Below are 12937 nucleotides of genomic sequence, written 5' to 3'. Positions count from 1 at the left end.
TCCAGTAAGAGTGAAATATGGGATGTTGCGCTTAATTCAAGCTGAAACAGCGCCACCGGTCGGCCAGACGTCTGCCCGAGCCAGCTGAACAAAGGCCTGGCGCACCTCCGCGGGAGTGTTACAGGGTGTGGCAAAGGCCAGCCAATACACGCCTTGGCCGATGCGCAGGTGGAAACCCTCGCTGTCGATACCCACCAGTGCGGCCGGCACCTGGGTCGGCAAACCGGCCAGCGCGACATAATGGCCGATGGCACTGGCATGGTCACTGTTCATGTGTTCCAGCATGCCCTGCTCGCTTTCACCAGCCCCGACTGCCACAGCATCGGCTGCCGCAGCATCGGCTGCCGCAGCGAACGGGTTGGCCAGCGCCACGTGGTCCAGCCAGTGAATCGCGCCAAAACCACCGATGTAGCGCCAGCGCACCGGCGCCAGCACCCAGAAATCGAAATCATGGGCGCGGTGATAATCCTGCGATTCGGGAAAATAGCGGTAATAACGCCGGGCTGCCGCGTCGATTGCGGCCTGGTCACACAATTGTCGTGCTTCGGCGAGTAGCGTGAGACGACCGACCGCCTGCACATCCTCGGCGCCACGCTCACCGACAAACAGCGAGCACTTGGCGTCCTGCTTGAGGTTATGGGTGTGCTGGGCGATACGGCTGATCAGGATCAGCGGGCAACCCTGAGCGTCCAGGCAGTAGGGCACCACTGATCCGAAAGGAAAGCCCGGCATGGCCTTCGAATGAGTCGAGAGCACCCCACGGTATTCCTTGAGCAGCAGTTCTCGGGCATGCTTAGCGGCTTTCACGCTCACCTTATGACTCCTTGCAAAGAATCCGTCACTAACGGACAGGCGCCCTAGAATAGCTGTTACAGCGCGCCAGCGGGGCTACATGACACACCTTGAGGGGATACGCGATGCAACTCCAAGACAAAGTTATCATCATCACCGGTGGCTGCCAGGGTCTGGGCCGCGCCATGGGCGAATACCTGGCGGGAAAAGGCGTGAAACTGGCGCTGGTCGATCTCAACCAGGAAAAACTCGACGAAACCGTGGCCGCCTGCAAGGCCTATGGCGTGGAAGCACGCGCCTACCTGTGCAACGTGGCCAACGAAGAGCAGGTGACCCACATGGTCGCCCAGGTCGCCGAAGATTTCGGTGCGATCAATGGCCTGGTCAACAACGCCGGCATCCTGCGTGACGGCCTGACCATCAAGGTCAAAGACGGCGAAATGAGCAAGATGAGCCTGGCCCAGTGGCAGTCGGTGATCGACGTCAACCTGACCGGTGTCTTCCTCTGCACCCGCGAAGTGGCGGCGAAGATGATCGAACTGCAGAACCAGGGCGCGATCGTCAATATCTCCTCCATCTCCCGCGCCGGCAACATGGGCCAAGCCAACTATTCCGCGGCCAAGGCTGGCGTGGCCGCCGACACCGTGGTCTGGGCCAAGGAACTGGCGCGTTACGGCATTCGGGTGGCCGGCGTTGCTCCCGGCTTTATCGAAACCGAGATGGTCGCCAGCATGAAACCCGAAGCGCTGGAGAAAATGACCGCAGGCATCCCGCTGCGGCGCATGGGCAAACCGGCCGAGATCGCCCATTCGGTGGCCTACATCCTCGAGAACGACTACTACACCGGTCGCATCCTCGAGCTGGACGGCGGCCTGCGCATGTAACTTCACTGATCGCCTGGCCTGCAGCCCGAACCCAACCGCAGCACGCGGGGCAATCCGGGTGGGCCCAAGCGCAGAAAAATGCCGCGTTCCTGTCGAAGGGAAGGGAACGCGGCATTTTCATTTGCACACACAGCGAGACTGTTTTACAGGCGTGACCTGTTTACTTGCACAAGCTCAACTGGCCTGGACCAGATGCACCACCCGCTGCGGGAACGGAATACCGATACCGGCGTCGCTCAGGTGCTCCTTGGCCAGCTCGGTGAACTCGAAGGTCACCGGCCAGAAGTCCGCCGTCGCCACCCACACCCGCAGTGACAGGTTGACCGCGCTATCCCCCAGCCCCGTGACGAACACCGCCGGAGCCGGGTCGCGATGAATGCGCGGATCCTCGGCGATCTTCAGCAGCACATCGCGGGCTTTCCTGATGTCGCTGGAGTAGTCGATGCCCAGATTGATGTCGACGCGGCGCGTGGTTTCGCGCGAATAGTTGGTGATATTGCCGTTGGACAGGCTGCCGTTAGGCACTATCACCACCTTGTTGTCGGCGGTTTTCAGGGTCGTGTGAAAAATATGGATGCTGTCGACGCTGCCCGCTACGCCCTGCCCTTCGATCCAGTCGCCGGCGCGAAACGGACGGAACAGCATGATCAGCACGCCACCGGCGAAGTTCGCCAGACTGCCTTGCAGGGCCAGGCCGATGGCCAGGCCGGCGGCACCGATCACCGCAATAAAGGAGGTGGTTTCCACGCCGATCATCGAGGCCACGCTGACCAGCAGCAGCACCTTGAGGACGATGCTGGCCAGGCTGCCAATGAAGCTGTGCAACGCACGGTCGACGTTGCGGCGATCCAGTACAGCGCCGACTTTATGGGTCAGCGTATTGATCAGCCACCAACCGACCAGCAGGGTGATGACCGCCAGGGTCAGCTGACCGCTGTATTGCAGCACCACCGGCAGCCAGCTCTCGGACATTTTCACCAGTTGCTCGACATTCATCTCCATTTGCCACTCCTTTTCGACGCTTAAAACGCAACCGCCATGGCAAGCCATGGCGGTCGCTTTACAATCACTGCCGCCGCGCCACCCGGGCCCGGCGGGCTTGCCGCTTCAATCGCGGAAGTTGTTGAACTGCAGCGGCATGCCGAAGTCCTTGGCGCGCAGGGCGGCGATCGCCTCCTGCAGGTCATCGCGCTTCTTGCCGGTAATGCGCACCTGCTCGCCCTGGATGGCGGCCTGCACCTTGAGCTTGCTGTCCTTGATGTGGGCGACAATTTTCTTCGCCAACTCCTTGTCGATGCCTTCGCGCAGGGTCATCTCCTGCTTGACGCTCTTGCCCGAGGGGTAGGCGTCCTTGAACTCCAGACACTGCACATCGATCTTGCGCTTTACCAGGCAGAGCTTGAGAATCTCGACCATCTGCTCCAGCTGGAAATCCGCATCGGCCGTCAGGTTGACGGTCAGGTCTTTGAGCTCGAAGCTGCCTTTACCGCGCAGGTCATAACGACGCTCAAGTTCCTTGAGGGCGTTGTCGACAGCATTGGTGACTTCGTGTTTGTCCAGTTCGGACACCACGTCGAACGAGGGCATGGTATTCCTCCAGATAGACGGCGCGACCCAGATCACGGACGGGCCACGCGTGACTTGTTGACGGTTGAAAAACCCGGCCATTATATATCGATAGCGGCAAAGACTGCCCGGCGATGTACCGGGCCCATGCGACTTCCTCCTACGAGCCTGCCCATGCCCAACCCCCATCTCAGCATCCTGGTGGTGGACGACGCCAAGTTCTCCAGTGCCATGATCGGTCGCGCCCTGAGCCAGGTCGGCTACCAGGATATACGCTTCGCCAACAGCGCCGCGCAAGCCATCAAGCTGCTCGAACAGCGCCCGGCCAGCGTGCTCCTGGCGGACTGGTTGATGCCGGAAATGGATGGCCTGGAACTGACCGGGCGGGTTCGGCAGCTGGATGAGATGGCCGATCACTACACCTACGTCATGCTGCTGACCGGCAAGGAAGGTGAAAACGTGCTGGGCGAAGCCTTCGACCGTGGGGTCGACGACTTCATCAACAAGGCGCAGATGAATGAGCAACTGGTGCCGCGGGTCTATGCCGCCGACCGCCTGTGCAACACCCTGCAACGCCTGCTGCAGGAAAACCGTCTGCTGACGGAAAACATCGCCAGCATGGAACAGCGCAATCTGGTCGATACGCTTACCGGCCTGGGCAACGCACGCTACCTGCGGCAGAAGCTGCTCGACAGCCTGCGCCAGATCGAGTCGCGCGGTGGCGCGCTGTGTTACCTGTTGATCGGCCTGCAGGAGGCCAGCGAACTGCGCCAGCGTCATGGCGACGGGTTCTACACCGAGCTGCTGCATGGCGTCGCCCGCCGTCTGCAGCAACTGGTGCGCCCGCTGGACGTGCTGGTGCGTCTGGATGACAACCATTTCGCCCTGATTACCCTGCTCGAAGACCTCCACGAGTGCTCGCCGAGCAGCTTCAAGCGCCTGCACGAAGGGCTCAACCTCAAGGCGTTCAAGACCAGTGAAGGCTTCGTCAGCCTCAAGGCCGGAATCTGCCTGGTCGGCCTCGACAGCAAAGCCTTGCCCATCGGCCCGGAGAGCCTGATCGCCCATGCGAGCAAGCTGTTGGCGGAGTCTTACGCCACTGGCCGGGTCGCCGCCGTGCGCCTGCCGCATGCAACCTAGCAAGCCGGCAACGAGCTGGCATGTCCTCGGCGCCGGCAGCCTGGGTTGCCTCTGGGCCGCACGCCTGGCGCGGGCCGGCGTGCCGGTGCAGCTGATCCTGCGCAACCCGGGTCGCCTCGCGGCTTATCAACACGCGGGCGGCCTGACCCTGGTCGAACAGGGACAGGCCCGACACTACCCTGTGCCAGGGCAGACCGCCGCCGATCCCCAGCCAATCCAACGCCTGCTGCTGGCGTGCAAGGCCTACGACGCCGAAAGCGCCATTGCCAGTATCGCCCCGCGGCTAGCACCAGGCGCCGAGCTGGTTCTATTGCAAAATGGCCTCGGCAGCCAGGATGCCGTGGCTGCCCGGGTACCCCAGGCGCGCTGCATTCTTGCCTCAAGCACCGAAGGCGCCTTTCGCGATGGCGCCGCTCCTGAAGGAGAATGGCGCGTGGTATTCGCCGGCCAGGGCCACACCTGGCTCGGCGACCCGCTCGACGACCACCCGCCGCGCTGGCTGGCTGAGCTCGAGCGCAGCGGCATTCCCCACCAGTGGAGCCCGGATATTCTCAGCCGGCTATGGCGCAAGCTGGCGCTGAACTGCGCGATCAATCCGCTGACCGTGCTCTACGATTGCCGCAACGGCGGCCTGAACGGCCACCCGGCCGAAGTCTCCACGCTCTGCGCCGAGCTCTGCCAACTGCTGCAAAGCTGTGGCCAGCCCGCCGCCGCGGTGGATCTGCATGTCGACGTGCAGCGGGTGATCCTGGCTACCGCGGCGAACTACTCATCGATGCACCAGGATGTCGCCCAGGGCCGGCGCACCGAAATTGCCTACCTGCTTGGCCATGCCTGTGCCACGGCGCAACGCCAGCGCCTGGTCTTGCCGCACTTGACGGCGCTGCATGAGCGCCTGCTGCAGTACCTTGACGCACACGGATTGCCCAGCCATTAAGCCGCGCGTTACCCTGCTCGAACTTCCTCGCCACTGCGACTCGCCCGCCCATGCCATTGCGCCAGCGCCTCGAAAATCTGCCAGTCGGCCGCAAACTGCTCGCCGCGCTCCTGGTATTGCTGGCCGCCGTGTTGCTGATGGCCAACCTGGCGTTCATCAGCGCGGCCTACTGGATTTCTCAGCAGAGCGTCGCTCCGCAGGCCTTGCACACCCTCGGTCAACTGATCGCCAGCCCCACCCTGGGTCAGGAAGCGCTGAGTTCGGCGAGCGCCGCCCAAGCCCTGCTGCAACGCCTGGATGACTACCCGCCACTGCGCGCCGCGGTGATCTACGACAGCAATGGCGCGAGCCTGGCGCAACTGCAACGCGGGGAGTTCCTCGACTTGCCCCTGCGCGTCGAGCAACTGGACAGCTGGCGCCACAGCGAATTTCGCACCAACCTGCTGGTCGAACTGCCGCAGCCCGACGCACGCCCCGGCCACCTGCTGCTGGTCGCCTCCGGCGAACTGCCCGGCGCCTTCTATACCGGCACCCTCACCGCCAGCCTGGCGATTCTTGCGTTCAGCGTGCTGCTCTGGCTGCTGGTGGCGCGGCAGATCCGCCGCCTGGTGACCAAGCCGATCCGCCGCCTGGAAGAACTGTCGCGCCAGGTCACCCGCGAGGAAAACTATTCCCTGCGGGCCAGACGTGGCAATCAGGACGAGATCGGCAGCCTGGCCGACGCCTTCAATACCATGCTGATGCGCATCGAGGCGCGCGAGCAGCAGCTCAAGCGCGCCCGCGACGACGCCCAGGCGGCATTCGATCAGGCGCATAACCTGGCCGAAGAAACCCGCCACTCCAACCGCAAGCTGGAACTGGAGGTGCAGGTACGCAGCAAGATCGAGAAGAAGCTCACCGGCTTCCAGAATTACCTCAACAGCATCATCGACTCGATGCCCTCGGCCCTGATCGCCCTCGACGAACAGCTCTACGTCACCCAGTGGAATCAGGAGGCCAGCGCCCTCTCCGGCACGCGCCTGACGGAGGCGCTGAACCAGCCGGTGTTCCTCGCCTTCCCGCCGCTGAAGCCCTTTCTGCCGATACTCAAGCGCACCGTCGAGCAACACAAGGTGGAGAAGATCGAGCGAGTGACCTGGAGCAAAGACGAAGACCCCCATCACTACGCCCTGACCTTTTACCCGCTGACGGGCGGCAGTGGCCGTGGCGTGGTGATCCGCATCGACGACATCACCCAGCGCCTGAACATGGAAGAGATGATGGTGCAGTCGGAGAAGATGCTCTCGGTCGGCGGCCTGGCTGCCGGCATGGCCCACGAGATCAACAACCCGCTCGGCGCCATCTTGCATAACGTGCAGAACATTCGCCGGCGCCTGTCGCCGGAACTGGAGAAGAACCGCGAGCAGGCCGCGCTCATCGGCATCAGCCTGCCGAGCATCGACCGTTACCTGCAGGCGCGGGAAATTCCGCGCCTGCTCGATGACATCCAGCAGGCCGGCACGCGCGCGGCGAAAATCGTCAGCCACATGCTCAGCTTCAGTCGCCGCAGCAACCGCCAACTGGCCCCCTGCATGCTGCCCGCGGTGATCGACCAGGCCCTGGAAATCGCCGGCAACGACTTCGACCTGACCGAAAGCTTCGACTTCAAGAGCCTGCTCATCCGCCGCGAGTTCGACCCGAAGCTCGGCCCGGTGCCCGGCACCGCCAACGAACTGGAACAGGTGCTGCTCAACCTGCTGAAAAACGCCGCCCAGGCGATTCATCAGCGCGAAGACAACAGCACGCCCGGACAGATCATCTTGCGCACCCGGCTGGCGCCGCCCTGGGCGGAGATTCAGGTGGAAGATAACGGCATTGGCATGCCTGAATTGGTGCGCAAACGCATCTTCGAGCCGTTCTTCACCACCAAGGAAGTCGGCCAAGGTACCGGGCTTGGCCTGTCGGTCTCCTACTTCATCATCACCAACAACCACAAAGGGCAGATGGAAGTGCAGTCCAAGGAAGGCCAGGGCACCTGCTTCACCCTGCGCCTGCCCCTGGCTGCAGCCATCACCCACACAGGTCATTGAACATGGGTTATCGACTGTCGAAGATTTACACACGTACCGGCGATGCCGGCGAAACCGGGCTGGCCGACGGCCGCCGGGTGGCCAAGAATCACCCACGGGTGGAGGCCATGGGCGAGGTGGACACGCTCAACAGCCAGCTCGGCCTGCTGCTGGCCGAACTGGCCGAACAGGCGGCCCTGTGGCCAGGGCTGAGCGAGTTCATCGAGGTGCTCGCGCCCTGCCAGCACCGCCTGTTCGACCTCGGCGGCGAACTGGCCATGCCCGCGTACCAGGCCCTGCAACAAGCCGAAGTCGAACGCCTGGAAGCGGCCATAGACCGCTGGAACGAGGAGCTCGGTCCGCTGGAGAACTTCATCCTGCCGGGCGGCACTCGCCTGGTTGCCCAGGCCCACGTCTGCCGCAGCCTGGCGCGCAGCGCCGAACGCCGCTGTCAGCACCTGAACGCCGAGGAACCGTTACGCGGCGTCGGCCTGGCCTATGTCAACCGCCTCTCCGACCTGCTGTTCGTCGCCGCCCGCTTGATCGCCAAGCGCCAGCGCAGCGCTGAAGTACTCTGGCAGGCGGCGCCGAAACCACAGGCGTAACCCGAGCGGTTCTCAGGGGTTCGTAGGAGCGGGCCATGCCCGCGATTGGCCATGCCCGCAAAAAAGCAATGCAGGCACTTGGGATCGACGGGATCAGGTCAGGCTCAGCCGGCTCTCGAAGCGGCGCGCTTCGCCACTCAGCGGATCGATGAAGGCCAGGCCCTGGGCCAGTAGCTTGAGCGGCCGGCTGTAGTCGTCAGGGGCGTCGGGGCCTTCGCTGATCTCGGGGTAGAAGGGATCGTTGAGGATGGGTGCGCCCAGGGCAGCCATGTGCACCCGTAGCTGGTGCTTTTTCCCCGTCACCGGATAGAGCCCGTAGAGCCAGTGCTCACCCAGCCGCTGCGCCACTTCGATGCGGGTCTCGGTATTGGCCATGCCGGCGACTTCCTGCATGCGGAAAAACGGCTCGCCGGCGCCCAGCCGCGTGGCCCGGCGCAGGGGAAAATCCAGGCCCGACAGGGCCGGTGCCAGCGCCTCGTAGCGCTTGTCCATCTGCCGCTCACGGAACAGCGCCTGATACAGCCCACGACTCTGGCGGTTGCAGGAAAACAGCACCAGCCCGGCGGTATGCCGGTCGATGCGGTGCAGCGGCACCAGGTCGGCATTGCCCAGGCGCTTGGCCAGGCGCGCCTGCAGCGTCTGCTCGACATACTCGCCGGCCGGCATCACCGGCAGGAAATGCGGCTTGTCGGCCACCAGCAGATGCTCGTCGACATACAGCACGCTCTCGACGAAGGGAATCGGCGTCTCCGCCACCACCTCGCGAAAGTAATGCACGCGCAGGCCGACCCGATACGCATGCGCCGGGCCGATCGGCGCGCCCTCGGCATCCAGCACCCGCCCACGCGCCATGCGCTGCAGCCATACCTCGCGGCCGATCGCCGGAAAATGCGCACACAGGCAGTCGAGCACCGTCGGCCAGTCGCCCTGGGGCAGATGCAGGGTGCTGGGACGCATGTTGGAAGGGGAACGGGCAGACACGGACATGAGCAGCTCGGCGGGCATCGATGAAGGTAACCAGCGCCCATTAGGCCGCAGCCGCTCACCTGGCGTCAAAGGCCGAGCTGGTTACAGCAGTATCACCGCCCAGACTACGGCGATCAGGCACATGGTGACCAATTGCGCGGCGCTGCCCAGATCCTTGGCCTGTTTCGACAGCGGGTGCAGCTCCAGAGAGATGCGGTCCACCGTGGCCTCGATCGCAGAGTTGAGCAGTTCGACGATCAGCGCCAGCAGGCATACGCCGATCAGCAGCGCACGCTCGGCCTTGCCAATATCCAGATAGAACGCCAGAGGCAACAGTACGGCATTGAGCAGCAACAACTGGCGGAAGGCTGCCTCGCCCCGGAATGCGGCCAGCAGCCCCGCGCGGGAATAACCGAAGGCATGCACAATGCGCCGCCAGCCGGATTGGCCCTTCAGCGTGCTGCCATCGAGCACTGTGACAGCGGCTTCAGGCTTCACGAGGAGCAGCCGGGCGCTGGTAGGCCTCGAGCAAGATTTGCCAGTCTGCCAGCGGCATGCCGCCACGGTGGCGAAACAGCTGCCCCATGTCACGCCGCGAAGCCGCGCGAGCGAACAGCCGGCGCCGGCTTTTCTCCAGATCGAGCAACGCCACTTCGACCCCAACGCCCTCTCCTGCGGCGTGAGCCTTGATAAAGATGTGCTTGGGATACAAGCAGCCATGCTGCCAGCCGGCCCGGTGCAAACGACTGAGCGTCGCGGCCAGTTGCTGCAACATGCAGCGATTGAGTTGGCTGTCGAAGCACTGCGGCGCTTGGCCGGCGTACCACTGATCCAGGCTGATGAAGCCCTCCAGGGCTTCGGTCACCAACAGCGCACGCCACTGGCCGGCCTGTTTGCGCGCCGCGCCATACACCACCTTCGGCACGCGGATGCCGAGCCGTTCCAGTGCCTGCAACGCCTGCAACTCACGCAATACCGTGGGCCTGCCCAAGGGGTACATCCAGGAACGATGCAAGTGCCCGGTCTGGCGCTTGAGGTACAACCAGCGCCCGCCTTGGTTATGCAGGCGCTGCACACCGCTCTCGCCACCACGGCGCTGATTGGGCGCCTCGACCCACTCACCCCGGGTCTGCCACCAACGCTCGAAGGTGCTGGGCACCTGCTCGGTCGGCGCCAACGCAATCAGGCTACTCATCTCAGTTGCCCTTGCGCAGTACGTAGACCCGCCACATGGCGTAGCCAGGGAGGAAATCCTGATGGCCGAGGATGTCGAAACCGACCTGTTTGAACTCCGCCTCAATGGTCGACCTGGCGATGACGAAACGGTTCTGATTGTCGCCTGCCCGCCCCTCGGCGGCACGCCGCGCTTCCAGACTTCGACGTTTCCAGGCCTTGTAGTTGCCGTCGACCCACAGCGAGACGATCAGGGTATCGCGGGTCACCCGGTGCAACTCGCGCAACATGGCCAGGCGATGCTCGGGGTCGGCGATGTGATGCAGCAGGCGCATGCAGAAAATACTGTCGACCGCGTTATCGCCTAGCTCGATGGCGAAGGCCGAGGTCTGAAAGGGTTTTACCCTGGCCACCACCTCTGCCGGTTGCCCGGCCATGGCAATCGCCAGCATGTCCGCCGAATTGTCGGCCGCGAGGATCACCCGGTTCGGCTGCTCGGCCAGCAGCGGCCAGAAGCGCCCGGCACCGCACGGCAGGTCGAGCAGCAGATCAGGCTCGCCCGCCAACTTCAAGGCATACCGGGCCAATTGTTCGTCGCGCCAGTGGGACAACCGGCGCGCCAGGCCATCCTGATGCTTTTGCAGATACTGACGGGCGTGCTCGCGGTCGTATTTGTGCGAGAAGTCCAATTCGATCGGTTTGGCGCTAGACATGACAACCTGCTCCCGTGAGGAATCCATGGCTGCCAAATTAACCAGCGGAGCATCAAGCCCCCGTCAAAAGGATGTGAAAAAAACGTGAAGTACGCAGCACGCCAGGCGGCGACGCCATCAGCGGTGCAGACTGACCTCGAACACACTGCCCTGCGGCGGTAGATCATGCACCTGCACCGTCCAGCCCTGGTGCATGCAGATCCGTTTGACCAGAGACAAGCCCAGCCCCAAGCCTTCACCACGCGCCTGGGCGCCGCGCACGAAGGGCTGGAACATCTGCTCTTGCTGATCCTGGGGGATACCGACGCCGCTGTCTTCCACGCGAAAGCTGCCGTTTTCCAGGATCAGCCGCACCGTGCCCTGCTCGGTGTAGTGCAAGGCATTGCGCAACAGATTGGAGATCACCGTGCGCAGGAACGTCAGGTTGTACTGGGCCTCGTCCTTGCCCTGCTCGATCAATTGGAACTGCAGACCTTTCTCGCGCATCAATGGCGCCCAGCGCTTGCTTTGTTCATCCGCGACCGCGACCAGGGTTGCACTGCCACCCTGGCTCGACTCCTGCTGGTTGGCCCGCGCGAGGATCAGAAAGGTCTGCACCAGGTCACGCATTTCCTCGGTCGCGCGGCCGATGCGCTGTACCTGTTCACGCTGGCGCGCATCCAGATTGGGCGCCTCCGCGAGCAACTCGCAGGAGCTGGCGATAATCATCAAGGGCGTCCGCAGTTCATGGCTGACGTCGCTGGTGAACAGCCGCTCGCGCTCCAGGGAATGGCGCAACTGGCCGAGGGTACTGTCGAAGGCCGCTGCCAGATGACCGACCTCATCGTCCGGATACTCCGGGGCCAGAGCCGGCGCCAGGGCGTGCAACTGATCGCGATGGCGCACCTGATTGGCCAGACGGATCACCGGCGCCATCACCCGTCGCGCCACCCACCAGCCGAGGCCCCAGGCCGCCAGTACGCTGAGCAGAAAACCGGCCAGCACCACATTGAACAGCACCTGCTCGCGCGCTTCGAACTCATGCTGCTCCTGCACCAGCATGAAGGACTGGGCGTTGTCGCTGCGCTTGAACAAATAAAAAGCCTGGTCGCCCTCGACCACCTCGGAAAATCCGTCGGCGACTTCAGCGAACTGCTGGGGCGCCTGATATTCGGGCAGATGTGAAGCAAAAAAACGCGTACTGGAGTCCAATCGGGGCCGCTCGCCGCGGCGCAGATCTTCAGCGATAACGCTGCTCAGTTCACGATCGAGCTCCTGGGACACCAGGTGTTCTTCGACGAAGTGCACGATCGCCACGATGCTCAACGAGAACACCCCGCTGACCACCAGGGTCATCAGCACGAAGGCGATCACGATGCGCCTCAGCAACGGCTGTTTAGACACCATCGGCGGACTCCGCCAGGCGATAACCAATACCGTGAACAGTGTGCAGCAGCGGTGTGGCAAAGGGCTTGTCGAGCACCTGGCGCAGTTGATGGACATGGCTGCGCAGGCTGTCGCTGTCCGGACAATCGTCGCCCCACAGCGCCTCCTCGAGGGCCTCGCGGCGTACCACTGCCGGACTGCGCTGCATCAACACCGCGAGCAGTTTCAAGCCCAGGGGGTTGAGCTTCAGCGGCTGGCCGGCGCGACTGACCTGCAGGGTATCGAGGTCATAGAGCAGCTCGCCGACTTGCAGTTGGCGCGTGCGACTGCCCTGGCTGCGGCGCAGGATGGCTTCGATGCGCGCCACCAGTTCGGACAGGGCGAACGGCTTGAGCAGGTAATCGTCGGCCCCGGCATTCAAGCCCTTCAAGCGGTCGTCGAGGGCATCGCGCGCGGTCAACATGATGATTGGCGTATCGCGCCGGGCATCCTCGCGCAGGCGCTTGCACAACTGATAGCCGTCGATGCCCGGCAGCATGATATCCAGCACGATCAGGTCGTAATGCTCGGAGGCCGCCAGGTGCAGCCCACTCAGGCCATCCTGCGCGCAGTCGACGCTGTAACCCTTCAGGGTCAGGTAATCGAGAATATTGGCCAGAATATCCCGGTTGTCTTCCACCACAAGAATGCGCATGTCCGTTCAATCCTCGAGCGCGTCGAAACGAGTTGACGTTTTTTTCACGCAGTT

At 63.5% G+C, this 12937-nt stretch carries 14 protein-coding genes; 5 read left to right on the top strand and 9 right to left on the bottom strand.

Annotated features, from left to right (window positions below; genetic code table 11):
* Positions 1–36 precede the first annotated feature (36 nt).
* Entirely contained in the window at positions 37–813 is a 777-nt protein-coding gene (locus tag G9C89_RS02795) for a HugZ family pyridoxamine 5'-phosphate oxidase (RefSeq protein ID WP_172144203.1), read from the bottom strand.
* A 104-nt stretch (positions 814–917) separates the two neighbouring features.
* Here G9C89_RS02795 and G9C89_RS02790 point away from each other — a divergent pair, with 104 nt between their 5' ends.
* Complete coding sequence (locus tag G9C89_RS02790) at positions 918–1676, top strand: SDR family oxidoreductase (protein ID WP_172144202.1); 759 nt, start codon at positions 918–920, stop codon at positions 1674–1676.
* Between the two features lie 174 nt (positions 1677–1850).
* Here G9C89_RS02790 and G9C89_RS02785 read toward each other — a convergent pair whose 3' ends face one another.
* On the bottom strand, positions 1851–2678 hold the full coding sequence (locus tag G9C89_RS02785) for a mechanosensitive ion channel family protein (RefSeq protein ID WP_172144201.1): 828 nt from the start codon (positions 2676–2678) through the stop codon (positions 1851–1853).
* A gap of 105 nt (positions 2679–2783) precedes the next feature.
* Positions 2784–3263 (bottom strand): YajQ family cyclic di-GMP-binding protein, encoded by a 480-nt coding sequence (locus tag G9C89_RS02780; RefSeq protein WP_172144200.1) that lies wholly within the window; start codon positions 3261–3263, stop codon positions 2784–2786.
* 153 nt (positions 3264–3416) lie between these two features.
* Between G9C89_RS02780 and G9C89_RS02775 the strand changes: the two genes are divergently transcribed.
* The 4 genes from G9C89_RS02775 to G9C89_RS02760 are packed head-to-tail and all read left to right on the top strand — an operon-like array spanning position 3417 to position 7972.
* Positions 3417–4382 carry a GGDEF domain-containing response regulator gene (locus G9C89_RS02775; protein WP_172144199.1) on the top strand — a complete coding sequence of 322 codons (966 nt, stop codon included), beginning with the start codon at positions 3417–3419 and terminating at the stop codon, positions 4380–4382.
* Entirely contained in the window at positions 4372–5319 is a 948-nt protein-coding gene (locus tag G9C89_RS02770) for a putative 2-dehydropantoate 2-reductase (protein ID WP_172144198.1), read from the top strand. Before G9C89_RS02775 ends, G9C89_RS02770 begins: the two co-directional genes overlap by 11 nt.
* Positions 5320–5369: 50 nt before the next feature.
* Positions 5370–7388: a sensor histidine kinase gene (locus G9C89_RS02765; RefSeq protein WP_172144197.1), complete on the top strand. Its 2019-nt coding sequence runs from the start codon at positions 5370–5372 to the stop codon at positions 7386–7388.
* 2 nt (positions 7389–7390) lie between these two features.
* Positions 7391–7972 (top strand): cob(I)yrinic acid a,c-diamide adenosyltransferase, encoded by a 582-nt coding sequence (locus tag G9C89_RS02760; protein ID WP_172144196.1) that lies wholly within the window; start codon positions 7391–7393, stop codon positions 7970–7972.
* A gap of 93 nt (positions 7973–8065) precedes the next feature.
* Here G9C89_RS02760 and G9C89_RS02755 read toward each other — a convergent pair whose 3' ends face one another.
* From G9C89_RS02755 to G9C89_RS02730, 6 genes are all read right to left on the bottom strand, one after another.
* Positions 8066–8959, bottom strand: coding sequence for a pseudouridine synthase (locus G9C89_RS02755; RefSeq protein WP_172144195.1), 894 nt, complete (start codon positions 8957–8959; stop codon positions 8066–8068).
* Between the two features lie 81 nt (positions 8960–9040).
* Positions 9041–9436: a diacylglycerol kinase gene (locus G9C89_RS02750; protein ID WP_172144194.1), complete on the bottom strand. Its 396-nt coding sequence runs from the start codon at positions 9434–9436 to the stop codon at positions 9041–9043.
* Positions 9426–10133: a lipopolysaccharide kinase InaA family protein gene (locus G9C89_RS02745; protein WP_172144193.1), complete on the bottom strand. Its 708-nt coding sequence runs from the start codon at positions 10131–10133 to the stop codon at positions 9426–9428. The genes G9C89_RS02750 and G9C89_RS02745 overlap by 11 nt, the downstream gene beginning before the upstream one ends.
* A 1-nt stretch (position 10134) precedes the next feature.
* On the bottom strand, positions 10135–10824 hold the full coding sequence (locus G9C89_RS02740; RefSeq protein ID WP_172144192.1) for a class I SAM-dependent methyltransferase: 690 nt from the start codon (positions 10822–10824) through the stop codon (positions 10135–10137).
* Between the two features lie 117 nt (positions 10825–10941).
* Positions 10942–12210, bottom strand: a complete 1269-nt coding sequence (locus tag G9C89_RS02735; protein WP_172144191.1) for a sensor histidine kinase — start codon at positions 12208–12210, stop codon at positions 10942–10944.
* Positions 12200–12883 carry a response regulator transcription factor gene (locus G9C89_RS02730; RefSeq protein WP_172144190.1) on the bottom strand — a complete coding sequence of 228 codons (684 nt, stop codon included), beginning with the start codon at positions 12881–12883 and terminating at the stop codon, positions 12200–12202. Before G9C89_RS02730 ends, G9C89_RS02735 begins: the two co-directional genes overlap by 11 nt.
* Positions 12884–12937: the final 54 nt, after the last annotated feature.

Origin of the sequence: Pseudomonas tumuqii (assembly GCF_013184545.1) — a bacterium.
Classification (GTDB): Bacteria; Pseudomonadota; Gammaproteobacteria; order Pseudomonadales; family Pseudomonadaceae; genus Aquipseudomonas; species Aquipseudomonas tumuqii.
The sequence above is the reverse complement of the archived record's forward strand: the minus strand, read 5'-3'. Positions and strand labels throughout refer to the sequence as shown.

Excerpts from the sequence above, each read along its gene's own strand:
- G9C89_RS02735 (WP_172144191.1), bottom strand. The coding sequence starts at position 12,210 with ATGGTGTCTAAACAGCCGTTGCTGAGGCGCATCGTGATCGCCTTCGTG.
- G9C89_RS02745 (WP_172144193.1), bottom strand. The coding sequence starts at position 10,133 with ATGAGTAGCCTGATTGCGTTGGCGCCGACCGAGCAGGTGCCCAGCACC.
- G9C89_RS02790 (WP_172144202.1), top strand. The coding sequence starts at position 918 with ATGCAACTCCAAGACAAAGTTATCATCATCACCGGTGGCTGCCAGGGT.
- G9C89_RS02740 (WP_172144192.1), bottom strand. The coding sequence starts at position 10,824 with ATGTCTAGCGCCAAACCGATCGAATTGGACTTCTCGCACAAATACGAC.
- G9C89_RS02775 (WP_172144199.1), top strand. The coding sequence starts at position 3,417 with ATGCCCAACCCCCATCTCAGCATCCTGGTGGTGGACGACGCCAAGTTC.
- G9C89_RS02755 (WP_172144195.1), bottom strand. The coding sequence starts at position 8,959 with ATGTCCGTGTCTGCCCGTTCCCCTTCCAACATGCGTCCCAGCACCCTG.
- G9C89_RS02770 (WP_172144198.1), top strand. The coding sequence starts at position 4,372 with ATGCAACCTAGCAAGCCGGCAACGAGCTGGCATGTCCTCGGCGCCGGC.
- G9C89_RS02760 (WP_172144196.1), top strand. The coding sequence starts at position 7,391 with ATGGGTTATCGACTGTCGAAGATTTACACACGTACCGGCGATGCCGGC.
- G9C89_RS02730 (WP_172144190.1), bottom strand. The coding sequence starts at position 12,883 with ATGCGCATTCTTGTGGTGGAAGACAACCGGGATATTCTGGCCAATATT.
- G9C89_RS02780 (WP_172144200.1), bottom strand. The coding sequence starts at position 3,263 with ATGCCCTCGTTCGACGTGGTGTCCGAACTGGACAAACACGAAGTCACC.
- G9C89_RS02765 (WP_172144197.1), top strand. The coding sequence starts at position 5,370 with ATGCCATTGCGCCAGCGCCTCGAAAATCTGCCAGTCGGCCGCAAACTG.
- G9C89_RS02785 (WP_172144201.1), bottom strand. The coding sequence starts at position 2,678 with ATGGAGATGAATGTCGAGCAACTGGTGAAAATGTCCGAGAGCTGGCTG.